Annotated in this window: 22 protein-coding genes; 18 read left to right on the plus strand and 4 right to left on the minus strand. The window is 58.4% G+C overall.

Annotated elements, in window-relative coordinates; translation table 11 throughout:
* Positions 1 to 104 precede the first annotated feature (104 nt).
* The 18 genes from NMD1_RS14635 (at position 105) to NMD1_RS14720 (ending at position 19254) form a co-directional block, all read left to right on the plus strand.
* Positions 105 to 863 carry a GntR family transcriptional regulator gene (locus NMD1_RS14635; protein WP_233497708.1) on the plus strand — a complete coding sequence of 253 codons (759 nt, stop codon included), beginning with the start codon at positions 105 to 107 and terminating at the stop codon, positions 861 to 863.
* Complete coding sequence (locus NMD1_RS14640; protein ID WP_118074351.1) at positions 860 to 1630, plus strand: SDR family NAD(P)-dependent oxidoreductase; 771 nt, start codon at positions 860 to 862, stop codon at positions 1628 to 1630. Before NMD1_RS14635 ends, NMD1_RS14640 begins: the two co-directional genes overlap by 4 nt.
* The gene (locus NMD1_RS14645) at positions 1630 to 2340 is read left to right on the plus strand and encodes an SDR family NAD(P)-dependent oxidoreductase (protein WP_125955310.1); all 711 of its coding nucleotides are present in this window, start codon (positions 1630 to 1632) and stop codon (positions 2338 to 2340) included. The genes NMD1_RS14640 and NMD1_RS14645 overlap by 1 nt, the downstream gene beginning before the upstream one ends.
* Positions 2341 to 2353: 13 nt before the next feature.
* A complete protein-coding gene (locus tag NMD1_RS14650) occupies positions 2354 to 3799 on the plus strand; it encodes an aldehyde dehydrogenase family protein (RefSeq protein ID WP_118074832.1) in 1446 nt (481 codons plus the stop codon).
* A 2-nt stretch (positions 3800 to 3801) separates the two neighbouring features.
* Positions 3802 to 5418, plus strand: a complete 1617-nt coding sequence (locus tag NMD1_RS14655; RefSeq protein ID WP_118074349.1) for a sulfatase-like hydrolase/transferase — start codon at positions 3802 to 3804, stop codon at positions 5416 to 5418.
* The gene (locus NMD1_RS14660) at positions 5415 to 6842 is read left to right on the plus strand and encodes an aldehyde dehydrogenase family protein (RefSeq protein WP_118074348.1); all 1428 of its coding nucleotides are present in this window, start codon (positions 5415 to 5417) and stop codon (positions 6840 to 6842) included. Before NMD1_RS14655 ends, NMD1_RS14660 begins: the two co-directional genes overlap by 4 nt.
* Positions 6843 to 6883: 41 nt before the next feature.
* Positions 6884 to 7831 (plus strand): thiamine pyrophosphate-dependent dehydrogenase E1 component subunit alpha, encoded by a 948-nt coding sequence (locus NMD1_RS14665; RefSeq protein ID WP_162896116.1) that lies wholly within the window; start codon positions 6884 to 6886, stop codon positions 7829 to 7831.
* Between the two features lie 2 nt (positions 7832 to 7833).
* Positions 7834 to 8817: an alpha-ketoacid dehydrogenase subunit beta gene (locus NMD1_RS14670; protein WP_118074346.1), complete on the plus strand. Its 984-nt coding sequence runs from the start codon at positions 7834 to 7836 to the stop codon at positions 8815 to 8817.
* Positions 8814 to 9056 carry a lipoyl domain-containing protein gene (locus NMD1_RS14675; protein ID WP_118074345.1) on the plus strand — a complete coding sequence of 81 codons (243 nt, stop codon included), beginning with the start codon at positions 8814 to 8816 and terminating at the stop codon, positions 9054 to 9056. The genes NMD1_RS14670 and NMD1_RS14675 overlap by 4 nt, the downstream gene beginning before the upstream one ends.
* Positions 9053 to 9490 carry a VOC family protein gene (locus NMD1_RS14680; RefSeq protein ID WP_158453966.1) on the plus strand — a complete coding sequence of 146 codons (438 nt, stop codon included), beginning with the start codon at positions 9053 to 9055 and terminating at the stop codon, positions 9488 to 9490. The genes NMD1_RS14675 and NMD1_RS14680 overlap by 4 nt, the downstream gene beginning before the upstream one ends.
* A gap of 79 nt (positions 9491 to 9569) precedes the next feature.
* The gene (locus tag NMD1_RS14685) at positions 9570 to 11264 is read left to right on the plus strand and encodes an aryl-sulfate sulfotransferase (protein ID WP_125955311.1); all 1695 of its coding nucleotides are present in this window, start codon (positions 9570 to 9572) and stop codon (positions 11262 to 11264) included.
* Positions 11265 to 11343: 79 nt separating this feature from the next.
* The gene (locus NMD1_RS14690) at positions 11344 to 12543 is read left to right on the plus strand and encodes an FAD-dependent monooxygenase (protein WP_158453967.1); all 1200 of its coding nucleotides are present in this window, start codon (positions 11344 to 11346) and stop codon (positions 12541 to 12543) included.
* A gap of 50 nt (positions 12544 to 12593) precedes the next feature.
* A complete protein-coding gene (locus tag NMD1_RS14695) occupies positions 12594 to 13292 on the plus strand; it encodes a fumarylacetoacetate hydrolase family protein (RefSeq protein ID WP_199558135.1) in 699 nt (232 codons plus the stop codon).
* Positions 13289 to 13936 carry a maleylacetoacetate isomerase gene (maiA, locus tag NMD1_RS14700; protein ID WP_125955312.1) on the plus strand — a complete coding sequence of 216 codons (648 nt, stop codon included), beginning with the start codon at positions 13289 to 13291 and terminating at the stop codon, positions 13934 to 13936. Before NMD1_RS14695 ends, maiA begins: the two co-directional genes overlap by 4 nt.
* A 22-nt stretch (positions 13937 to 13958) precedes the next feature.
* Positions 13959 to 15056: a cupin domain-containing protein gene (locus NMD1_RS14705; protein ID WP_125955313.1), complete on the plus strand. Its 1098-nt coding sequence runs from the start codon at positions 13959 to 13961 to the stop codon at positions 15054 to 15056.
* Between the two features lie 502 nt (positions 15057 to 15558).
* Positions 15559 to 16710 carry a hypothetical protein gene (locus tag NMD1_RS14710; RefSeq protein ID WP_125955314.1) on the plus strand — a complete coding sequence of 384 codons (1152 nt, stop codon included), beginning with the start codon at positions 15559 to 15561 and terminating at the stop codon, positions 16708 to 16710.
* On the plus strand, positions 16707 to 17849 hold the full coding sequence (locus NMD1_RS14715; protein WP_125955315.1) for a hypothetical protein: 1143 nt from the start codon (positions 16707 to 16709) through the stop codon (positions 17847 to 17849). The genes NMD1_RS14710 and NMD1_RS14715 overlap by 4 nt, the downstream gene beginning before the upstream one ends.
* A 328-nt stretch (positions 17850 to 18177) precedes the next feature.
* Complete coding sequence (locus tag NMD1_RS14720; RefSeq protein WP_125955316.1) at positions 18178 to 19254, plus strand: IS5 family transposase; 1077 nt, start codon at positions 18178 to 18180, stop codon at positions 19252 to 19254.
* 169 nt (positions 19255 to 19423) lie between these two features.
* On the opposite strand, the gene NMD1_RS14725 is transcribed toward NMD1_RS14720, so the two are convergent.
* The 4 genes from NMD1_RS14725 to NMD1_RS14740 are packed head-to-tail and all read right to left on the minus strand — an operon-like array spanning position 19424 to position 24284.
* The gene (locus tag NMD1_RS14725) at positions 19424 to 20353 is read right to left on the minus strand and encodes an arginine N-succinyltransferase (RefSeq protein ID WP_118074338.1); all 930 of its coding nucleotides are present in this window, start codon (positions 20351 to 20353) and stop codon (positions 19424 to 19426) included.
* Position 20354: 1 nt separating this feature from the next.
* Positions 20355 to 21644: an N-succinylarginine dihydrolase gene (locus NMD1_RS14730; protein ID WP_125955317.1), complete on the minus strand. Its 1290-nt coding sequence runs from the start codon at positions 21642 to 21644 to the stop codon at positions 20355 to 20357.
* A complete protein-coding gene (gene astD / locus NMD1_RS14735; protein WP_125955318.1) occupies positions 21634 to 23076 on the minus strand; it encodes a succinylglutamate-semialdehyde dehydrogenase in 1443 nt (480 codons plus the stop codon). The genes NMD1_RS14730 and astD overlap by 11 nt, the downstream gene beginning before the upstream one ends.
* Entirely contained in the window at positions 23073 to 24284 is a 1212-nt protein-coding gene (locus NMD1_RS14740; RefSeq protein ID WP_199558136.1) for an aspartate aminotransferase family protein, read from the minus strand. Before NMD1_RS14740 ends, astD begins: the two co-directional genes overlap by 4 nt.
* Between the last annotated feature and the right edge of the window lie 125 nt (positions 24285 to 24409).

Consider the following 24409-nt stretch of genomic DNA (forward strand, 5'->3'; position numbering starts at 1 on the left):
CTTGAATTACGAAAAATGGCACAAAAACTTGAAGGAGAGCTAGGTATGGTATACCAAGAGTCACGAGGTTTAGATTCGCGCTGGCCGGAAGGGATCATTCGTTGGTGCTCGAAGCTGACATCTTGCCGCATGACGGCTCTGACCGAATTCGGTCGCGAGGTGCTGCCATGAGCAATGCAAGGACAAATGGAGGCGATTCGAACCCGGGAAGCTCTGATCTGCCCAAGTCGGTGGATGTCGCTTATCGAGCCTTGCGGGAATGGATTCTACAGGGGTCGCTCGTCGCTGGCCAGAGTTTGCCTGAGGCAGAATTAGCAGTTCGCATTGGTGTGAGCCGAACCCCTTTGCGTGAGGCGATTGGTCGGCTCAGTGCGGAAGGCCTTGTTGTCAAGGAGCGCTACCGAAAGCACGTGGTGGCCCAGTTCAACGAGGCTGACCGGATCGAAATCATGGAGTTGAAGGCGTTGATTGAGGGTCGTGCTGCGGCCCGTGCTGCATCGCGGCTCAATAGTTCCGAAATCGCCTCGCTGCGAGAACTTTCTAACCGGATGGAACGCGCCGTACGCGAGCTTGGTGACGAGGCAAGGCCGATTTTCGACGAGTTGAATCGCGAGTTTCATGCGACCATCTGGCGGGCGGCGGACAGCCCGCGGGGCGAGCGCATCCTGGAGACCGCTCTGAACTCGCCCTTCAATGTCCTGGGTCGGCTCGATGCGACGCTCGCCCAATCCATGGAGCGGGCCTGCTGGTATCATCACGAGATTGTAAGCGCCTTCGAGGCTCGGGATTCCGAGCGGGCCCGCGCACAGATGGTGGCGCATGAACTCTCCCTCATTACCACCCATTTTCCGGAGCAGACATGACCAGTCGAAAGCTTGAAGGTAAAGTCGCGATCCTGACTGGCGGAGCGCGCGGGATCGGTGTGCATTACAGCCGCGCGCTCGCGCAGGAAGGCGCGCGCGTGGCCATTTTCGACCTGGCCGACGGAGAAAACCTAGCGGCCGACATCAACTCTGTCGAAGGACGCGACGCCGCTCGTTTTTTCCGAGTGGATGTCAGCGACGAATCTGCTGTCAGGGCCGGGATTGCGAGCGTTGCAGCATGGGCTGGAGATGTTGGCATCCTTGTCAACAATGCGGCGGTGTTTGCCACCCTTGGCGACGTCAAAGTGACCGAACTCGATGTCGATTTGTGGGATAAGGTGATGGCCGTCAATGTGCGCGGTCCATTTCTGATGGTGAAGCATGTTGCGCCGATGATGATCGGGAAGGGCGCAGGAAAGATCGTCAACATCTCGTCGGGCAGTGCCTATAAGGGCCTGCCCTTCATGTCTCATTACGTCACGTCGAAGGGCGCGATGTTAGGCTTCACTCGTGCTCTTGCCCGCGAGCTTGGTGCTCACAACCTTAACATCAACACGCTCGCGCCCGGTCTGATCATGTCGGATTCAATCAGCGCCAACCAGGAACATCTTGATACGAACCGTGATCGCGTAGTCGCGAGCCGCGCTCTCAAGCGGGATGGCTATCCCGAAGACCTGCTCGGCGGGCTCATCTTCCTCTGCTCGTCGGACAGCGACTTCATGACTGGGCAGACACTCCTCGTTGATGGCGGCTCGGTGAACATCTGATGGCAAATTTGAACGGCAAGGTTGCGCTAGTCACAGGCGGGGCTGCGGGTATCGGACGAGCAATTTCCGACCTGTTTTCTGCGATGGGCGCCAGAGTCGTGACTGCCGATCTGTCGAGCGAGGCCGATATTGCGTGCGACGTTGCCGACGAGAGGCAGATCGAAGCGATGGTTTCTGGGGTTCTCGGTCGACATGGCCAACTGGATATCGCCGTCAATAACGCCGGCATTCTCGGTCCGCTCGGCAAAATGTTGGCCGATGTCGAAGCAGCAGAATGGGATCGCGCGATGAACGTGAACCTCAAGGGCGTGTTTCTGTGCATGAAGCACGAACTGCGCGCGATGGCTGTCCAAGGATGCGGAACGATCATAAACCTATCTTCGGTCATGGGCTTTCTTGCAGCTCCGCGGAACCCTGCCTATTCGGCCGCAAAGCACGGCGTTCTCGGGCTCACCAAGGCGACAGCAGTGCAGTATGCGAGCCAGGGCATTCGTATCAATGCGATCTGCCCGGGACTGGTCGAAACAAACATGGCTGAAACGATCGTCACTGACGATGCCCTGCCGAATTTTCCGAAGCCGTTCATTCCCATGGGGCGTTCCGCCACCCCTAGGGAGATTGCCGAGGTTGCGCTTTGGCTGGCGTCCGATGCGTCGTCGTACCTGACCGGCGAGGCAATTGGTGCCGATGGCGGATGGCGCATCTTGTGAGGTTCGCGTGACGATGAAACTTGCTCGAAACTACATCGACGGCAGTTGGCATGCCGGTTCTGGAACCATGGAAACGATCAACCCTTCCACAGGGGAAGTAGCCAGCGTGTTTTCGCCAGGCGATACGGACTGCGCCGATGCAGCGGTGTCTGCAGCGCGGAGAGCTTTTGAACGCGGAGGATGGTCCAACAATCCCCGAAAGCGGGCGGCCGTCCTGCTGGCTATGGCCGATGCGATCGAACGCATCCGCGGCCAGCTTGTCGCGGTATCGGTATCGGAATGCGGCAAACGTACTGCAGAGATGGAGGGGGAGGTTGGCGCGGCCGTATCTGAACTTCGCTATTATGCCGGGGTAGCGCGAACGATCTTCGGCCGGGTCCAGGAGGTTGGCGAGGGTCAGCTTTCAATCTTCAGCCGCGAGCCGATCGGGGTGGCCGCGATCATCGTACCATGGAACGCACCGGTGACTCTGTTGGCACGCAGTCTTGGGCCAGCGCTGGCAGCGGGCTGTACTGTCGTGGTGAAGCCAGCGCCGCAAACCTCGCTAACCAATGCCTTGATGATCGAGGCGATGGCAGCGGTTCCCGATTTGCCGCCTGGTGTGCTCAACTCGGTCAACGAAAACGGGCATGAGGTGGGGCAGGCCCTGGTGGTGCATCGAGAGGTCGATGCGATCAGTTTTACGGGCTCACGCCATACTGCGGGACGCATCTTTGAAGCCTCGGCCGCGACGCTCAAGCGCCTCAACCTCGAACTGGGCGGGAAAGCACCCGCTGTCGTTTTCGCCGACGCCGACCTGGGCCGCGCTCTGCCTGAGATCGTCCGTGGGGCCACGGCAGCGGCGGGGCAAATGTGCACGGCTGTCACCCGGGTGTTGGTCGAATCTGCGGCGTATGAGCAGGTTGCCGACCGGCTTGCCCAACATTTCCGTGCATTGAATGTCAACGCCGCCGATGATCCCCGATCGGAGATGGGGCCGGTGATCGACATGGCCAATCGCGACCGGCTTGCAGCGATTGTAGCGAGTGCAAGCGATGTGCTGGTGGCTGGCGGACATCCTGATGATGCACCAGCCGGCGGAAGTTATCTCTCGCCCAGCCTGATCGCGGTGGATGATCGCACCAGCACACTCGTTCGCGATGAACTCTTCGGGCCGATCGTCACAATTGAACGTTTTGGCGACGAAGCAGATGCAACAAAAAGTGCCAATGCAACCGACTTTGGACTCGCCGCAAGCGTGTGGACGCGCGACGGGAGCCGGGCGCAGCGGATCGCGCGCTCAATCAAGTCTGGTACTGTGTGGATCAATAGCCACAACCGCCTGTTCGCTGAGGCCGAGACCGGCGGTTACAAGCAGAGCGGAATTGGACGGCTACACGGCCTTATGGGCCTCGATGTGTTTATGGAGACGAAGCACATATTCTCGGAAGCGGGCTTTGTTCCCGCTGTCGGCTACTGATTATGACCAAACGGCCGAATATCTTGTTCATCATGGCGGATCAGCTTCGCGCGGACTATCTGTCCTGTTACGGACACCCGACATTGGAAACACCAAATCTTGATTGGCTTGCGTCACGCGGCGTGCGCTTCAATCGGGCATATGCGCAATCGGCTGTATGCGGTCCAGCGCGCATGAGCGTCTACACTGGACGATACGTGCTCTCGCATGGATCAACCCTTAACGATACGCCATTGCGACAGGACGAATGGACAATCGGTGATTTCTTGCGACCACTCGGGTATCGCACCGTGCTTGTCGGCAAAACCCATATGCGCGCTGACGTCGATGGCATGGAAAAGCGGGGGATCGATCCGGCATCTCCCTCGGGGCTTCTGATCTCTGAGGCCGGCTTCGAAACCTACTCGCGCGAAGAAGGGATTTACCTCGACCATTGGCCGGCAGAGAAGCGGTTCGGGGCTGATTACAACAGATACTTGCGCGAGCGGGGCTATGACGGCGAGAACCCTTGGCACGAGTGGGTCAACTCAGTCGAGATCGATGGAGTACCGGTCTCCGGATGGTTGCTGGAGACGGCTCCCTATCCTGCCCGCGTCCAAGAAGAAGACAGTGAAACGCCCTATCTCACGCGGCGCGCCATTGAGTGCATTGATGCGTTGGGAAGCGACCCCTGGTGCCTGCATCTCAGTTACATCAAACCACACTGGCCCTATGTTGCGCCTGCCCCTTATCATGCGACCTACTCTGAAAACGATGTTCTCCCGGCAATCCGTACTCCGGAGGAGCGCGTAACCTCGCACTCTGTCTTTGCTGGCTTCCAGCGACGACGGGTCAGCCAGAGCTTCTCAGATGATGCTGTGCGCACACCAGTTGTGGCGGCCTACATGGGCCTGGTTAAGCAACTGGATGACCAGTTGGGAGTGCTGTTCGGCGCGCTCAAAGAGCGCGGGTTGATGGAAAACACTCTGATTGTTTTCACTTCAGACCATGGTGATTATCTGGGCGACCACTGGCTGGGTGAGAAGGAGTTCCTGCACGAACCTTCGATCCGTGTGCCGATGATCGTCGTCGATCCGCGCGAACCAGCTGACGCTACGCGCGGACTGGCTTGCGACGCCCTGGTCGAGGCGATCGACTTGCTGCCCACGTTCGTCGAAGCGGGCGGAGGCGACCCAGGGCATCCCCGGCTGGAAGGTCATTCCCTAATACCGCTGCTCGACGGACAAGAGGGAACTCGCGAATACAGCTTCTGCGAATTTGATTATGCGACAATGCGTTTTCGGCGCGAACTGGGGCAGGCGATTGATCAGACCGGTATCGTTGCCGTGGTAGGCGCGCAATGGAAGTTAATTGCCTGCCCTGGCTTTGAGCCGTTGTTGTTCGACCTTGTAAACGATCCCCACGAACTCACCGATCGCGCGGGCGATCCGGGTTGCGCGGAGGTGCGCGCCGAACTGGAAGCTGCCCTGCGCGATTGGGCCTTGCGTCCGCGCCGGGTGACCGAGAGTGCAGCCAGCATTGAGCGACGCACCGATACGCAAGTGACGCGGGGCATCAAGCTCGGCATCCGCAATTCAGAAGAACTTGATGTTGCTTTGCGGGAAGAGGCGCAAGCGTGAGGCAGATCCGATCCTTTATAGCTGGTGCTCCGGTGGACGGATGGCGGTGTTTCGAAAAGCGGTCGCCGGTGGACGGCCAATTGATTGCGAAGGTACACGAAGCCGATGCGGAACTTGTAAACTGCGCCGTGCTCGCGGCGCGGGCGGCCCAACCTGATTGGGAGGCCCTTGATCGAATTGAGCGCGCCGACCTGTTCGAAAGCCTGGCGGGTGCGGTGGCAGCCAGAGCGGATGACCTTGCCGACGCCGAGACCGCTGACACTGGCCGGCCCCGCGCGCAGGTGATGGGCGCACATGTTGGGCGCACGATCGAGGTATTTCGGCTTTATGCCAGCCTTTTGCGCACCTGGTCGGAACAGGCTTGGCATGGCCGGGCTGCATCTCCGAACATGGTGACTGAAGCGGCTCCCAGGACCATCGCCTATACAAGCCGACGTGCGCTTGGGGTGGTGGCAGTCATCGCTCCATGGAACGTCCCGCTCCTGCTTCTAGCACTGAACCTGGTGCCGGCTCTGGCGGCAGGCAATTGCATTGTCGCAAAGCCATCAGAGGAGTCGCCTTGCTCTGCAGCACTACTGGCTGAAATCCTTCATGATGCCGGCCTGCCACCGGGGGTGTTCAACCTGGTACATGGTTTCGGCGCCAATTCGACGGGAGCCGCTCTTGTATCAAATCCGGGTGTTGATGGCATCGCCTTCACCGGCGAAGGGCGCGCCGCGACCCAGATCATGACTGCCGCTGCAGCGGGCCTTCGGCCCGTGCTGTTTGAACTGGGCGGCAAGAATGCCGGGTTGGTTTTTGCCGATTCTGATCTCGACCGGGCGGTCGAAGCTAGCGCTCTCGCAGCCTTTGCCAACAGTGGTCAGGTCTGCCTGTCTATCGAGCGGCTCTTTGTCGAGCGTCCTGTTTTCGATGGGTTCGTTGCAAGACTGGCCGAACTGGCGGGAAGGCAGAAACTGGGACCGCTGATCTCGCAATCCCATCGCGCGAAGGTCCATGCAGCTGTCGAACAAGCAATGGCAGGCGGGGCGCGGCTTCATGCTGGCGGAGTCATTCCGCCTGGTGAAGGCGCTTTCTATCCGGCCACCGTGCTAACGGGCCTTTCCGATAACTCGCCCTTGTTGCGCGAGGAAACCTTTGGCCCTGTCATTCATGTCTCCCCGTTCGATCATGAGGACGAGGCGGTCAGTCGTGCGAACGACACCCCATATGGCCTCGCATCCATGGTCTGGACCCGCGACCTGTCGCGAGGGCACCGTATGTCTGCACGGCTGCGGGCAGGGATCAACTGGGTGAACTGCTGGCAGGTCCGCGATTTTCTGACCCCCCTGCAAGGTCTTGGTCGTTCGGGGATCGGTGCTCAGGGCGGACGCGAGTCTCTCGATTTCTTTTCCCAGGTGACAACAACGGTGGTGAGCTTGTGAGGAACGACTATCATAATCCCGATCCCGAGAAGCTGGTCGCCATGTTCGAACGGATGCTGGTCATCCGTGAGACCGAGGAATATCTCGGGGCCCAGTTTAGAGCGGGCGAACTGCCTGCCGGGGTGCATCTCTATATCGGGCAGGAAGCATCCGGCGTAGGCATCTGTGCGCACCTGGGAGACGAAGACTGGATTACGAGCACCCATCGCGGGCACGGGCATTTCCTGGCAAAAGGCGGCGATCCTTATGCGATGATCGCCGAAATCCATGCCAAATCTGATGGCATCTGCGGGGGGTTCGGCGGAACCATGCACGTCGCCGATGTGGCGCGTGGAATTCTGGGAGCGAATGGCATTGTTGGTGGCGGGCTTGGCATTGCCACAGGCGCTGCCTTTGCGGCCAAGCTGGAAGGAAATGGCAAGGTAGCCGTCTGCTTCTTCGGCGACGGTGCGGCCAACCAGGGCACCTTCATGGAAGCAATGAATTTAGCCTCGCTGTGGAAGCTGCCGCTTCTGCTGGTGTGTGAGCACAATGGCTGGTCCGAATTCACTCGATCCGAAGTGGCGACGAGCGGCCGGATCATTGACCGGGCAAGCCCCTTCAATATTCCGGGGTTCGAAGCCGATGGCAACGACGTAGCGGACGTATGGCGCGTATCAGGCCGTGCGTTGGAGAGCGTTCGCTCAGGCGAAGGCCCCGCTTTGCTGGTGACCTACACCTATCGCACGCGCGGCCATGTCGAGGCGGAAGTCAATTTTCTGTCGCAGCCCTACCGCAGCGAGGAGGAGGTCGCTAGCTGGGTAGCAAAGGATCCAATAGAGCGCGGCGCCGCTCTTCTGGCCCAAGGAGGTATCGCAGAAGAGGAGATTTCCGCAATCCGTGCGCGTGTGAAGGCGTCGATCGCGGAAATGGCCAAGAGGGCCAGATCTGCGGCTGATCCTGATCCTGCGCGGGTTCGTTCAATGATGTTTTCGGCAGCGGAGGCCTGATCATGGCGAAGCGGCGGATGATCCAGGCGATCAACGATGCGATGTTCGAAGAAATGGAGCGCGATCCGCGGATCGTCCTGTTTGGCGAGGACGTCGAGATTTCCATGTTCGGCGATACCAAGGGGCTTCGCGAGCGCTTTGGTCCTGATCGCGTTCGGGACACGCCGATCTGCGAGGCGCTGCTGACGGGAATGGCAGTGGGCATGGCAGCGGCCGGCTGGCGACCCGTGCTGCACATGATGTTCGCCAATTTCATGTACACGGGCTTTGACGCCATCGCCAATCAGATGGCGAAGCTTCGCCTTATGACTGGCGGGCAGATGAAGCTTCCCATCACGATCATGGCTGGGTTCGGTGGGGGTCGATCAACCGCAGCACAGCATTCGGATTGCCCATATCCGCTGTTCATGAATTTGGGCGGAGTCCATGTGGCTGTTCCATCCAATGCCGGCGACGCCAAGGGACTGTTCAAGTCAGCCGTGCGCAGCGACGATCCCGTGATCTTCCTCGAGCCGGGCGGGCGCGGTGGGGAAATGGGCGAAGTGCCCGACGGTGACCATCTGGTTCCGTTCGGCAGAGCATCAGTGCGGCGTTCAGGCAGCGATGTCACGATCGTTGCGATATCAGCGATGGTGAAGCTTGCCGAACAGGCGGCGAAGCAGCTTGCTCAGGACGGGATCGAAGCCGAAATCCTGGACCCCCGCACGTTGGTCCCGCTCGACGAGGACGGCATCCTCGCCTCGCTGTCGAGGACAGGCCGCTTGGTGGTTGTCGACGAGGCGCGTGATCGCTGCAGTGCCGCGAGCCAGATCGCGGCCGTCGCGGCAGATCGCGGGTTTGCCATGTTGAAGGGGCCGGTGCGCCGCGTCACCGTGCCGGATGTCTGCATGCCCTATGCGCCTGTGCTCGAGCGCAGCGTCTATCCGAATGCGGAGCGCATTGCTGATGTGGTGCGCGAACTGTTGAACTGCAGGGACTACCAATGAAGATTAAGCTCAAACTTCCGCGCGTCGGCATGAACATGGAAGAAGCAACGATTGTTGCTTGGCATAAGTTGCCTGGCGAAACTTTCGCCAATGGTGAGGCGCTATACGAATTCGAGACCGAAAAAGTGACCCAGGCGTTCGAGGCTAGCGCCGATGGCAGGTTGGTCGAGATTTGCGTTCCCGAAGGCGAGGAAGCGCAGGTCGGGGATGTGGTATGCGTGGTCGAGGTCGATCAGTGAGCAATACCGGACGCCTCGAACACATCGGCGTTACAGTCGCCGACATGGAGCGGGCGCTCGACTTTCTGACGATTCTCGGCTTCGTAACGCAGTCTCGCTTCACGCCGTTCGATCCGGGTGCTGTGGCTGGAATCACTCGACTGGATGGGGCCAAGGTTCGCGAGATCGCCTATGTTGCGCGTGACGCCTATCATTTCGAATTGCTCGAGTACGAAGCTCCTGAGCGCGCGATCGGCCTGCGTCAACCATGCGATACAGGCTATTTCCATTTTGCATTGCATGTCGACGATCTCGATGCTGTCCAGGCCCAGCTTGGTTCCTGCGCTCCTCCCCATCGCGTCCAACGAGGGCCGGCCAAGGGTCAAAGGGCGACCTATGTCTACGGACCTGATGGTCTGACCGTCGAACTGATCGAGAAGCCGGGTGGGGATTGATGTCTGCGTATACTCGTACTCGACCGGTTACGGCCGACAAGCAGATTTCCCGCGACTCCCGCAAGCCTGGAGAAGGATCATGATCCGCCGCCTGTTGCCTCTCGCCGTCTTTTTCTGCCAGCCCGCGCTCGCGGAACCGGCATTCCTCGAAGCGCCCAGTGTAAGGACCAATCCCAATCCTGCCGTGCCGCTGGCCGCGGTGCTCAGCTTCAGAACTAGCGGTCCGGTGACCACCACGGTCAGCCTCGACGATGGATCTAGGCAGTGGCAGGTCCAGTTCGGGCCGCGCCATGATCCCGCCAAAGGCCTACCGCTGGTCGACCTCGGCGCGGGCAAGGACATCCGCTTGCGCGTTCGCATCAGCGACAAGACGGGCGCGGTTGATGCGCCCGGATCATTGTCCCTGCGCACACCGGAGCTCCCGGCACCGGGGCTTTCCTGGCCGACCCTGACGACGACCCTCGCCGACAGCGCAGTGCTTGAACCCGGCCTGCGGTTCATCAGTGTGCGGCGGCGCGCGCCAGGTCGGCAGGACTTCCAGACAAGGGCGCAGCAGCAATTCTCGCGGGGCTGGGGCCTGATCCTGGCACTCGATGCCCGGGGGGAGGTGCGCTGGTACTATATCAGCCAGCGGCGCGTTGCGGGGATCAAGCCGTCACCCGATGGGACACTCATCTTCACCACCGAGGACCAGCGTGTCGTCAAGATCGACATGCTCGGCAACATCCTGCGTCAATGGTATCCCGAGATGCGCCGGCTTGGTCCGGTGCAGGGCGGAACGCAGATTACCGGACTGCAGACACTGCACCATGAACCGTCGCTCACGCCGTGGGGCACCTATATCTCGATGTCGGCGAATGGCCGCGAGATCGCGGACTATCCTACGAGTGTCACCGATCCGCAGGCCCCGCGCAAGCCGACCATGGTTATGGGCGACAAGATCGTCGAATTCGATGCGGATGGGAAAATAGTCTGGGAGTGGGATACGTTCGACCATCTCGATCCCAAGATGCTGCACTATCACACGCTCCAGCCCTATTGGGCCGTAAGGGGTTACCCTGGCTATGCGGATTGGACGCATGGTAATGGGATCACGTTCGATGAAAAGAACAATCTCGTCATCGCCTCTTTCAAGCATCTGGATGCTCTGGTCGCCATCGACCGCAAGACGAAGGAGATCCGATGGATTTTCAGTGACCCGCAGGGCTGGCCGGAGAGATTTCAATCACGGATACTCAAACCCGTTGGCCTCACACGTTTTCCATGGTCGCAACACCACCCTCACGTCACACCTTGGGGAACCATCGTCTATTTTGACAACGGCATGTTCCAGGCTCGGCCGTTCGACGGCCGACGGATCGTGCCCTTCCACGAGAGCTACAGCCGGGCAGTCGAGATAAAGGTCGACCCCCGCGCGATGACCGTGTCCGAACTCTGGACTTCGGAAAAGGAGCAGAAGCCAGGCAGTTGCATAAACTGGGCGATGGGCGATGCTCACAGGCTGCCCACCACGAACAACATGTTAGTCATTCGCAGCTTCTGCCCGCCGATCACTGACAAGCTCAACGATCAGAACGAGTATGATCTCACGCAGCGCTTCGTAGATGATGTGCCGTATGCCGGCCGGGTCGAGGAATACTCGCGCACTTCGCCTGGGACGCGGCTTTCCCAAACGCGTTTCGACGACCCCAACGAGATTCTCCAGTGGCAGCTCTACGGAGGCTTTCACGCGCCGTCGATCTACTGGGAGGACAAGGCCGGGGCAGCGAACTGAGTGTGGCGTCGGTCATGCCGGACGACCGGGCGGCAATGTCACGAGCTATCATGGCAACATTTCTACCGAGGACCATCTGATGAGCGAGCGACGCAGAGTACTTATTGTGGGCGGTGGCATCGGCGGACTTACGGCCGCTGGGCTGCTTCTCCTTGCTGGACATGACGTCCAGGTCTTCGAGCAGGCGCTCGAACTTGGCGAAGTCGGAGCCGGCATTCAGGTTAGTGCCAATGCCACACATGTTCTGCGCCACTTAGGCGTACTCGAGCGGCTTGCGTCGGTGTCCGTGCGACCGCTCAGAACGGAGTTCCGCCTGCACGACACGGCGGAGATTGTCAGCCAGATCCTGCTGGGCGACAGCCACGAAGAGCGGTTCGGTGCTCCATATCTTCATGTCTACCGGCCCGATATCCTAGGCATCCTGGAAGCCAGAGTCCGTGAACTGGCGCCCTCGGCAATCCATCTTGGCAAGGCGCTTGAACGCTATGAGGAAGGCCCTGACAACGTGACCCTCTACTTTGCTGACGGCACTATGGCGAGCGGCGACTTGCTGATCGGTGCGGATGGCATCAAGTCGGTTGTGCGGGCACAGATGCATGGCCTCGAACCGGCCCGCTATACCGGTAACGTCGCGTGGCGGGTCATGGTACCCGTCGAGAAGCTGCCGCCTGATTTCCAGCCACCTATTTTTGTAAACTGGATGGGGCCAGACAAGCACATGGTTGTTTATTGGGTCCATGGCGGCAAGCTGCTCAATTTCGTCGGTTGTGTCGAAAAGCCTGAATGGACGCAGGAGGGCTGGGCAATCAAGGCGCCCTGGGACGACCTGAAGGCCGATTTTGTCGGGTTCCATCAAGATGTGCAGACAATGATCGACGCAGCGGACAAGGATAATTGCTTCTGCTGGGCGCTTAACAACAGGCCTCGCCTGGAATTCTGGAGCACCGAACGGGTCACCCTGCTTGGAGATAGTGCGCACCCTACGCTACCATACATGGCGCAGGGAGCGGTGATGGCGATCGAGGACGCGGCCGTTTTGATGCGCGCGTTGAACGAATTCGACGACCTGGCCGAGGCCCTGCGAGGCTATGAGAAGGCCCGTATCGAGCGCACCGCGCGGATAGTCAATGAAAGCACCGAACACGCGCGGCTTTTCCATTTTCAGACCCACGACGAATTTCGCGAGGCCTTCGCGCGGAAGGATCCGGCAAGAGACCGTGGCTTGTGGCTCTACAACTACAATCCGCTCACCGTGCCGATCGGTGCCGAAACGGCGTGACTATTCTTGCCGCGCGTTGCCACCACCGACAAACCATTTTGGGGAATTCCATGATCGACTATTCCTTTCCGCCCCAACCATCCAGCTTCGTTCCCATCGCCGGATCGCGGCAGGTTTTTCCCGTCCGCCGTATTTTTTGCGTAGGACGCAATTATGCCGAACATGCGCGAGAGATGGGCTTCGATCCGAACCGCGAGGCCCCCTTTTTCTTCACCAAACCGGCCGATGCAGTCGTCCAAGATGGTGCCACGATTGCCTATCCGCCGTTGACGGAGAATTTCCACTATGAGGCTGAGTTGGTCGTCGCGATTGGCACAGAGGGGCGCAACCTGTCAGTGGAGGCGAGCCCGCTACATATCTGGGGCTATGCCGTGGGCAACGACCTGACGCGTCGCGACCTTCAGATCCAGGCGCGCGAGAAGGGGCGTCCTTGGGATTGGGGTAAGGCATTTGACAATTCGGCCGTCATTGGTCCCATCCATCCGGTTGACGAAGTGGGCCATCCGGACAGCGGGTCGATCCGGCTGACGGTGAATGGCGCGGTCAAGCAGGATGCAAACCTTGCCGAACTCATATGGTCGGTGCCAGAAATCGTCTCGATCCTGTCGCACTCGGTGACGATAAAGCCCGGCGACTTGATCATGACCGGTACGCCTGCGGGGGTTGGCCCGCTTGTCCCGGGAGATGTTTGCACCGTCTCGATTGAGGGCCTTGGAGACCTGATCACCAAGATTGGCCCACGCGAATGACACTTCGCCTGCACAACTTCTTCAGGTCGTCCACCTCGACCCGCTTGCGCGTGGCTCTCAACCTCAAGGGGCTGGAATATGATTATGTGGCCTATGTCCTGCGCAAGAATCAACACCGGAGCCCAGAATATCTGGCACTAAATCCAGCAGGGCTCGTGCCGGCGCTTGAATTGGAAGATGGCACGGTTCTGACCCAGTCGCTGGCCATCATCGAATGGCTCGACGAAACCTACCCCGACCCCCCCCTGCTCCCGACCGACCCGCTCGGGCGGGCGCGGGTCCGGTCATTGGCCTATATGGTGGCTTTCGAGATCCACCCGCTCAACAACCTGCGCGTTCTGAACCGGCTAGGCACGCAGTTCGACGCTGACGACGATGCGGTGGCGCAATGGTTCGTCCATTGGGTAACGGCGACGTTCGATCCGCTGGAAGCCATGCTGGCCGGCAGTCGGGAGACGGGCCAGTTCTGCCATGGCGATGCTCCAACGCTCGCTGACATCTGCCTTTACAGCCAAATCTGGAATAATCAGCGCTTTTCAATTCCAATTGAAACCTGGCCGACAATTGCACGAATTTTTTCGGACTTAGACGGCCTCCCCGCCTTTCGCAATGCGGCGCCACCCAACCAGCCCGATGCCGAATGACCAAAATTGCAGGAGCAAGATCATGAGTGAAGCGCTCGATCACAGCACAGTCGACCATGCTATGCAGCCGGATGACACGCCCGAGCTGCGCGAGCTATATCGCGGGTTCGAAAAGCAGAGCCTGTTACCCCTGTGGACCCAGCTTGGCGACCTCATGCCGGTTCATCCCAAGTCCAGAGCGGTGCCGCACGTCTGGAAATGGTCAAAACTGCTCCCACTGGCTGAACGTTCGGGCGAACTGGTACCCGTTGGGCGGGGAGGCGAACGCCGCGCGATCGGGCTGAGTAATCCGGGCCTTGCTCCCCATGCCTATATCAGCCCTACATTATGGGCAGCGATCCAGTATCTAGGCCCACGTGAAGTCGCACCTGAGCACCGTCACAGCCAGAACGCCTTCCGCTTCGTTGTCGAAGGAGAAGGGGTCTGGACCGTGGTCAATGGCGATCCAGTACGAATGAGCAGAGGCGACTTGCTGTTAACGCCCGGCGGCAACTTTCACGGCCACCAGAACGCCACCGATAAGTCTATGGCCTGGATCGATGGGCTCGACATCCCGTTCAGCCAGCAGATGGACGTTGGCTTTTTCGAATTTGGTTCAGACAAACTTACGTGCCTCGAAACACCAGAATTCAGCCGGGGCGAGCGTCTCTGGTGTCATCCTGGACTGCGCCCGCTTTCGCAGCTCAAGGACAGTGTCAGCTCGCCTATCGGTGCCTACCGGTGGGCGCATACCGACGCAGCCTTGACGCAGCAACTCGCGCTCGAGGCGGAGGGGTATGCGGCCACGGTTGCCCCAGGCCATGCCGCAATTCGTTACATCAATCCAACTACGGGCGGAGACGTTATGCCCACAATCCGCCTTGAATTTCACCGTTTGCTCGAGGGCACCGAGACAAAAATGAGACGTGACGTCGGTTCGACCGTCTTCCAAGTCTTCGAAGGCAACGGCGCGGTTGTGATGGATGGCGAAACGCACAGTGTGGAAAAAGGGGACATGTTTGTCGTCCCGTCGTGGATCCCCTGGTCGTTGCAGGCCGAGACAGGCTTCGATCTGTTCCGCTTTTCGGATGCTCCCATCATGGAGAAGCTGGGCTTTATGCGAAGTTGGGTCGACGCGTGAGCTTGGCATTTTCGCTCGAGCAACGACACGGTATCGAACGGTTGCGCGTTTGATCCACAAGACCATAGATCCGACTTCTCACCCGAGCAGCTGTGCCGTTCTCGGGGCAAAGCGGGCAAGGCTCGATGTCGCCGGAACGTGAGCAGTATTGAGAGGCGGCAGCAATCCTCAAGCGGAATGCTTCGAGCATCATTGCCGTTCTTCAAAGTAGGTCTGAATGACCAGTCTGCGCCTGATCCTGATATGCCAAAGTGCAAGAAGGCATCCTGATCCTACTGGACTCTTGGTGCCATGGTGCTACCATACACCAGTGTTTGGAAAGGTTGGTTGGCGGAAAGGACGCGCTGTTGAGGTGGCGACCCAAACCAGCGCTTCGGTGATCGACAGCAGCGTGGTCATAGTCGGCCTTTTCACAATGTTGTTCCATTCCATGGATTCGCAGTCGAGGACGGTTTTCGTTGTCCCTGCAAGTCCTCCCAACTTATTGGATTGGTGATTTAATATGGCTGAGAAAATCACAGATTTCGACAGCATTGCTGCGGATATCTTTTTGCAAAAGCGGGCTGGAAAACTCAGCCATTTCGCCGAGATGATCTGGAACTTCCACCGGGACCGGATCGATGCCACGTTCGAGGGTGGTTGGGACAATGCCGCATTTCCGTGGGACCGCAACATGCATGGGTGGTGGAAATACCCGCTGGCATTCGCGACATACTCGATCCCCTCGGTGATCATGGTTGAGGAAGCCCGGTACGCGGAAGCTTCAATCTGTCTGAGGAAATCAATACTACTGTTCAAAGATACGCCGATCTGGGACGAATGGGTCAAGTACGGCCATGGGCCAGATCCGATATGCTGCCGGAATATCATGTACAAGGCGCATCTGCACGTCATGTACGGCTTGTATCAGCTCATTACCGGATCGCAGGATTTTGAGAGGGAGTACATTCAGCTAACAGACATAATGAAAAAGGAGTTGAATGAAAATAGCGAAAATGAGGGATTTGAAGGTATAGTTTGCGAAGATGATCAATATTTTCCTGTATGTAATTCCCAGATAGTCATCGGCATGTCGATACATGACTTAATTTTTGGAACGAATTACTACAATGAATATGGAAAAAGAGTTGCTGATTTCATTGCAGACAGGATCAGTGATCCAGTGACCAAGATGATACTGTACAAGTATCATCCCTCCCATGACCAGGCTGAAGCCTATCTGTCCGGCGCTTGCAACACCTGGGGACTGACCCAATTGCATTATACCAATCCGGCAGACATGCAGACCGGCTATGAGAACTTCAAGCGTCTGCTCGTTGCGCAGCAACCGGATGGCGCGCTCTACCTCAAGGAATGTGTCCATGCCTCCGATCCCGCCATGGGGCTGGAGGAGAGTTTCGGGCTTCTATATGCGCTCGGCTTGGCGAGGGAGTATCAGGACCCTGACCTTTGGGCTGGTTTTATGAAGTACCTGGGTAAGACGTCTGGTATTGCGTATGTCGACGGAAGGGTCCGCCTCGTCGAAGTGACAAATGGGGAAGAGCATCACGCCAACAGCTACATCCTATGGGGCGCCCTTCACGAATCCTGGAACGCGGTCTTTCAGCATGATTGGAGCGCGCTGAGGGCCCGGCATCGGGCGGTGTTGTCATGATCGGTGCAGAGGCTTCGCGCCAAGACATCTGGGCGATGGTTGAAGACGGGCGGTTCACAGATCAAGTTGAGGCGCATTACAGGACGCTTCTGTTCGACCTGGACCTGGCTTGCTACAATAATTGCCACGTCTGTCACGTTCCTGGTTCGGGGGTCGCTTTTTACAAGGCCATGGGCTTCATGGCCCTGACTTTGCCATCTGTAGCCTATATTGACCCGTTCAGAACCAGAGAGGTTGAGTATAATCTTAACCTGACCGCAAAAAATATCTGTAATCCAAATCTTTCCAACCCATTGAATATGTACGATTCTGAAAATGTCCGCGTCGTCCTGAGCGCCCTGTCGTATGAATTCTACCGATTGGTCAGCGGAAGGGGGCAATTCGATGAAAAATCTCGCGCATTCATCGAAGCAATAAAAGGAAAGATCATTAACAATTACCAATCTGCGCAAAATATTTTCGCGCTTGAAACTGTGACCGGTAGGTTCGAAATTTTTCCAAATCTACTGGCGATGCTTGCATTTGAAATTCATGATAAGATTCATGGGACAACTTATTCCGACGATAATGACAAAATTTTGGACGGTATAGGCGTTCTGTTACGCGATGATAAATCAGGACTGTTCTTCGAATCACTGCAAACTGGAAGTTTTGGTTTCGACAAGCAGGAATTGAATAGAGAGTCATTTTGGATCTCTAGAAATATTCGACCAAGATCCAATGCGTTGGCACTTAACCTGATGCATTATTTCAGGCCGCAGGAAGCTGAGGCGCTTTGGGAGCAGTTTAAGTTCGCATTTTCTGACGAATTGATGCGGATCGATTTAGGGGCGTTGAAAGGGAAGTCTGGACAGTCTTTCGTAACACCTCTTGGTTTTCAACTAGAGGATATTTTTGCAGCTCTTTGGTTGGCTAAAGAGATGCAAGATGTCAAATTCTTCAATTTACTGAACAATCGCATTTATGAAGTTTTAGAGCCGAAGCGTATAGAGGCTAAGATATTTTATGATCAGCTGGGGGAGGGTGGACCATTGGTTTCATACTTTAACCTTCTGGCCCAGTGCCATGTCGGCTGGAAGCAGCTTGTTGAAAAAGATTGGGCGCAGAGCTACCACAAAGACTATAATGTGGTCCGCTGATACCAGAATGCGATGAGCCTGACTCATCGCATTCTGCTTAAGCCCGTGCGGCGCTTGAGAATTTCCAGCGTGTGATGCGTCACCATACCAGCGCGCTGGTATGAGACGATGCTTGATGTGAAGGCTTCGCAGCAGATGCAGACCAGACGCCAAATTCGTAGGTCCTGACTCCAGCATCCTAAGATCGGACAATGCAGGGATTGAGTATCGGACGCCTTGCCGCGTTTTGCCAATCCCTTCGAAGGCGATCACCTGGTGGACACCCTGATTTACTGGTGGCGGTGAGGGTGTAAATGTGATTCCATCGTTTTGAGCGATGGAGGCGTATGTGTCTGTGCAGCGTGGCTTTTTCGATCTGGATGAGCGGTATGCGGCGCTGTCGGCGGCGGGCGATCCGCTGGAGAAACTCGTGGCGCTGATCGACTTTGAGATATTTCGCCCCGCGCTGGATGCGGCCCTGCAACGATCTGACTGCAGCAAGGGCGGGCGGCCGCCGCTGGACGCGGTGATGATGTTCAAGACGCTAATCCTGCAGACGCTCTACGGCCTGTCTGATGCGCAAGCCGAGTTCCAGATCCTCGACCGGCGCAGCTTCGGGCGCTTCCTCGGCCTCAACGATGGCGACAACACGCCCGACGAGACGACGATCTGGCGGTTCCGCGAGGGCTTGGTGCGCGCTAATGCCATCGACGCCTTGTTTGCCCGCTTCGACGCCCACCTCAGAGGTCTGGGCTATCTGGCCATGGGCGGGCAGATCGTCGATGCCAGCATCATCGCCGCTCCGCGTCAGCGCATGACCGACGAGGAGCGCGCCCTGGTCAAGGGCGGCGGCATTCCGGAAGACTGGGCCGCCAAGCCGGCAAAGCTCGCGCAGAAGGATCGCGACGCGCGCTGGACGCTCAAGCGCGGGCGCCGCAAGAAAGGCCCAGATGGCAAACTCATGGCCGAGATAGCCACGCCCATGTTCGGCTACAAATCCCACATCGGCATCGACCAGCGGCACGGCTTCATCCGCACGTGGGGCGCCAGTGATGCCGCCCGCTACGATGGCCGCGAACTGCCGAACCTGATCGATCCGGCCAACACCGGCAGCGCGATCTGGGCGGATACCGCCTATCGCAGCCAAAAGAACGAGCGGGCTATCCTGCGCGCGGGGCTGGTATCGAAAATCCACTTCCGCCGCGCACCAGGAAAGCCGCTTCCCACGCAGCGCCAACGCGCCAATGCCGCCCGATCCAAAGTGCGCTCTGCTGTCGAGCACGTCTTTGCCACACAGAAGCACCGCATGGGCCTGTTCATCCGCACGATCGGCATTGAGCGGGCCAAGGTGAAGATCGGCCTCGCCAACATCGCGTTCAACTTCAAACGCTTCCTCTACTGGGAAAACCGGGCGAGCACCGCATGATCACGCGGCCAAGGTCCCGAAACGGCCCGTAACGCCTACGCGGTGACCGGAAAATGCCCGGATATGGAAACCCGAAACGGTCGGCCTCGCACCTTCAGGTTATGCCCAGCACCGTGAGCGGGTAAATCAGGGTGTCCTGGTGCATTGCACAAGGGGTTGAAAAGTTGCGTTACGATTCCAGCGCTTCGAGGCTTACCGTGAATTCCAGACCAGAATTTCTGGCACGCAGGCGCTGATTGCGGCCAGGTAGCGGTAATTCCAGGCCGTCGCCTACGAGGCGGCATTCGGTAATCGTACGCAACTGGTCAATGCGGGCATGAAGCGTGGGACCTGCATCGAAGATGTCGACATAGCCGTCGTAAACAAATCCTTCGGCTTCAAGCATTGCCTTGGCCGGAACTGCGTCTACGTGGGGGCGCCCGATCGCAGACTGCGCATCGAGTGGCAAGAGCGCAGTATATATGGGAAATTTTGGCATGAGATCGGCAATGAACTGATTGCCTTGGGTCGCATTGTATAGGTCGGCAGCATGAAATTCGCTGTCAAAGAATTTTCGGCCAACGGCCTCCCAGAATGGTGAGATGGCGCCATCTAGCCAGCCGCGCATTTCAGCAACTATAGTGCTTCCAAACCTCTCCCTGTGTTGAGAAATAAAGAGGTAGCGGCTGCGCGAGAGAAGTTGTCCCAGCCCCGCGGATCGGGCTTGTGGCGCCAAAAAGAGCCCGCCCACTTCCGAAGCGCCATCGAAATCATTGACCAGTGTTAGAATATGAGTCGAGAAATGTCGGCCAGTGCCATTGGAAACATGGGATATTCGGCTCAGCTTGTAGCTGTAGAATGGCCATCGGACCCCGATCTTCGAGTAAATGCTCGAGGTTCCAACAATTCGGCCCGTCTCAGTGTCTTCAAGGACGAACAGATAGAATTCATCCTGCGGTGAATCGATAATGACGCCGCAGGATTGCTCGCTCCACGCTACTCGTTCCGCCAGTACACCCCGGTCATGAGGAAAGTTGGTGAGGCCGCCCGCGGTCAATGCCGCCAGTTCCAGCAATGCATCCACGTCATTCTTGCATGCCATGCGCACTTGGTGCGTCATATCAGAGTTCCCCAATTCCAAAGCCGAGCATTTTCATCAGTGCTCCGCGTGCAGCACGGCATTCTGCCCAGAGTTCGGCGTCCGCCAGGTCGGACTCGGCAATTCTCTCCGGCCAATGTTCTTCTATGGTTCTCTCGAGCCTGTCACAGATCCTTTCGTCAACGAGGAACCTCTTGTCGACGGCTGCCAGCGCGCCCTCGCTCATGGCAACCCGTAGGCGCAAACAAGCAGGGCCTCCTCCATTACGCATGGATTCGCGAACCTCGACGATTTCCAATCGTGTGATGACGCCTTGGCCCACCACGCTATCGTTCAACCATTTCCACACAGCAGAGTTCTCTCGGCATTCGCCCGGTACGACCAGGGCCATTCCGCCGCAAGGCAGTGTGACCAGTTGCGAGTTGAACAGATAGGAACCCACCGCATCTGCAAGTGATACTCGATCCGAAGGCGCCTCGATAATCTGGACCGAAGGTACTCGCATGCGGATGGTTTCGAGGACTTGGTCGCGATCCTCGAAGGCCTGTTGGTGTGTCAACAAGACATTCTCGTTCGCGACCGCCACCACGTCATTGTGGAAGGCACCGGCTTCTATCGCCGCAGCACTTTGTTGGACGTGGAGTTGCCCCTCGGCGCTCAGGCCATGGCGCCGAGCCACGGCTTCCCCCGCGATCCGATTCTGCCGGGCGGGGTACCTGCCGCTTGAAACACCGTAAACGAAGATCTCGAGGCCGTGTTCGCCATGACTGGCTGTTAGCCGCATTGCATTGGCGGCTCCTTCGTCTGTTAGTCTTGCGGGGAGCGGGTCATGCACGGCGAACAGACGCTTATCGGGAAATGCCAGCCGAAGTTGTCGCACAGTCTGTTGTGCCTCGATGCTGCGATGGAGCATCGACGAAAGGTTTGCGACTGTCAGGTGGCAACGCCCGTCGCGCGTGTCGGGGGCGGGCGAGACGGTCGCTGCATTTGCGGTCCACATCGGGGATGCGGAGAACACACTCGTCAGCAATGCCGGATCGCTTGCCCAGGCGGCGGAGTAGACGTCATCGTCGCTGCCTGCGAAACCAAGATCTCGTAGCCACGGAGCGAAAGGGCGGTCATGCGGCAGCAGCAGGCCTTGTGTTAGGCCAAGCCCGAGCATTCGCCGCATCTTGCCAATCCCCTGGATGGCCGCTTTTCGAGGGCTTGAGACCACGCCGGCATTCCGCGCAGAGGCGACATTTCCGAACGAGAGGCCCGCATAATTGTGGCTCGGGCCGACCAGACCGTCAAAATTGACTTCACGCACCATTGGAATGATCCCTTCGGGCTGATCGCAGGCCGCGAATGTCGCTGGTTTGGTCGATCACTGCTTCTGCTTCGAAGCTTGCGACCGGATAGGCGCAATAATCAGCCGCGTAAAAGGCGCTTGGCCGGTGATTGCCCGAGGCACCCAGCCCGCCGAACGGCATCGTCGCGGCGGCGCCGGTCGTGGGCCTGTTCCAGTTGCACACACCGACGCGTGCGCGAAGCGCATAGCAATCCCACAAGGATTGATCTGAAGAGATCAGCCCCCCCGCCAGTCCGAAGGCGGTATTGTTGGCGACGCGGATAGCGGTGTCGAAGTCAGGCACTCGCATGACCTGGAGAAGTGGGCCGAAGATTTCCCGGTCAGGGACTTCCATGTCCGTTACGTCGACGATTGCGGGAGTCAGAAATGCACCCGAACGATCCGGCGGGGATAGCAAGGGCAAAACCACGCGCGCCCCGGATGCCACCAGCGCATCATAGGCGGCGCGCACGCGATCGGCAGCGTGAGCGGATACCAGCGGTCCCATTGCTGGCTCCGGAGCTTCGTCCCAGCTGCCGATCGACAAACGCTGCGCGTAGTCGACGACAGCTGCAAGCGTTGCGTCACCGACGCTACCCTTCGGGATAATGAGGCGACGCGCACACGAGCAGCGTTGCCCGGCCGAGATGAAAGCGGAGCTCACGACGATTGAGGCTGCCGCGTCCGGCATCCCGTCCCAAGCGATCAGGGGATTGTTGCCGCCGAGCTCGAGCGCAAGAATGACTTCTGGACGATCAACGAACTGGCGCCGAAGGTGTGCGCCGGTAGCGGCCGAACCAGTAAAGAGTAGGCCATCGATCCGGGATTCGGCGAGGGCGATGCCGGTGTCGCGCCCGCCCTGCACAATGTTGAAAACACCATCCGGCAGGCCAGCCTCTTGCAACAGACCATCAATGATTTCGCCAACGAGGGGCGCTTCCTCCGACGGCTTGAAGACGATTGTGTTTCCCGCAAGGAGCGCCGGAACGAAGTGCCCGTTGGGAAGATGGCCAGGAAAGTTGTATGGGCCGTAGACGGCCATTACACCATACGGCCTGTGGCGTAGCACCGACCGGCCGAATGCGGCCTCCCGCTCGGACTCGCCAGCGCGCTCGCTAAGGGACTGGATCGAAATCGCGACCTTGTTGGCCATGGATGCGACTTCCTGGCGGCCTTCCCACAAAGGCTTTCCGGTCTCACGGCCGATTGCCGCAGCAAGCCGTTCTGCGTGATCCGATATCATCTGCCGGTATCGCTCGACGAGCCGAATTCGCTCGAAAAGTGGCGTAGCGGACCAGCCATCGGAGGATCGCCTCGCACGTTCGACGGCCAGAGCGACTTCCTTCGGGCCCGCCGACCTTCCTTCCCAAACTGTTTCTCCCGTCGCCGGGCACACTGATCGGAAATTAGTCATACTGCGACCTGCAATGCGTCAACAGCAAGTAGTTCGCTTGCCTTCTCACAGGTCTGCTCGAACCGAATGAGGACCTCGCGCACTTCCTGTGCTGAAATGGTGAGAGCCGGCAAGAGGCGCACGACATTGTCTCCGCCACCCGTGATCAAGAGTCTCTGTTGGCGCGCAAGATTGATGAACTCCCGATTGACGACTGCTAGCTGCACACCAATCAGGAGGCCGAGCCCACGGATCTCGCGCACTATGTGCGGATAGCGAGCGGTTATGGATTCAAGGCCGGCACGGAATTCTTTAGCGCGCTGGTTCACGGTATCGAGAGTTTCTGCGTTGCTTATCTCATCGAAGGCCGCGATCGCGACGGCCATCGCAAGCGGATTACCGCCAAATGTCGAACCATGTGATCCAATAGTCATACCGATCGCGGCCTGCGCAGTTGCGAGGCAGGCAGAGACTGGAAAGCCTGCGCCAAGGGCCTTGGCAATAGCCATGATGTCTGGCTCGCAGTCCTTGATCCACTGATGAGCAAAAAGACGACCGGTGCGCCCCATTCCACACTGCACTTCGTCAAAGATAAGCAGTACGCCATTGCGCGAGCAGACTCGGCGAAGGTGTCGCAACTTCTCGGGATCGAGCGCTCGCGCGCCTCCTTCGCCCTGCACGGGTTCGACGATCACGGCCGCTGTGCTGGGCGATGCTACCAGTTTCTCCCAGGCAGCGACTTCGTCGAAGGCGGCATGACAAAAGCCCTGCATTGGCGGGCCGAAGCCGTCGAGATAGGCCGCATTGCCGGCAGCGTTCAACGCGGCGAAAGTGCGGCCGTGAAACGAACCTTGGAAGCCGACGATGTCGACGCGTTCATGATTGCCCTTGACCGAAAAATGGCGGCGCGCAGTCTTGATCGCGCATTCGATCGCCTCGGTACCAGTGTTGGCGAAAAAGGCCGTATCTGCAAATGTGGCGGCGATCAGGCGCTCTGCCAGCTGGGATTGTCCGGGAATTTGCAAGCCGTTGCCAACATGCCAAAGGCGTTCCGACTGGCGTTGCAATGCATCCACAAGTGCAGGATGGCAATGACCCAAGGCGTTGACGGCGACCCCCCCGATGCAGTCGAGCCATTCTAAACCATTCTCATCGAACAACCAGCTTCCGAAACCCCTTACGGGTGCAATAGGCGCGGGTGCATAGACCGGCATCACCGAAGAGATCATATTCGCAGCCCCTTACCGAGTTGAGGTAATGAGAATATGCCAACATTCGCCGGATAATAGGGAAAAAGAGGCTAGCATTAATTACCAAAAGGAATGTTTGGGCCGTCTTTCGGAGCTGGTACACC

Source organism: Novosphingobium sp. MD-1 (assembly GCF_001014975.1).
Taxonomy (GTDB): domain Bacteria; phylum Pseudomonadota; class Alphaproteobacteria; order Sphingomonadales; family Sphingomonadaceae; genus Novosphingobium.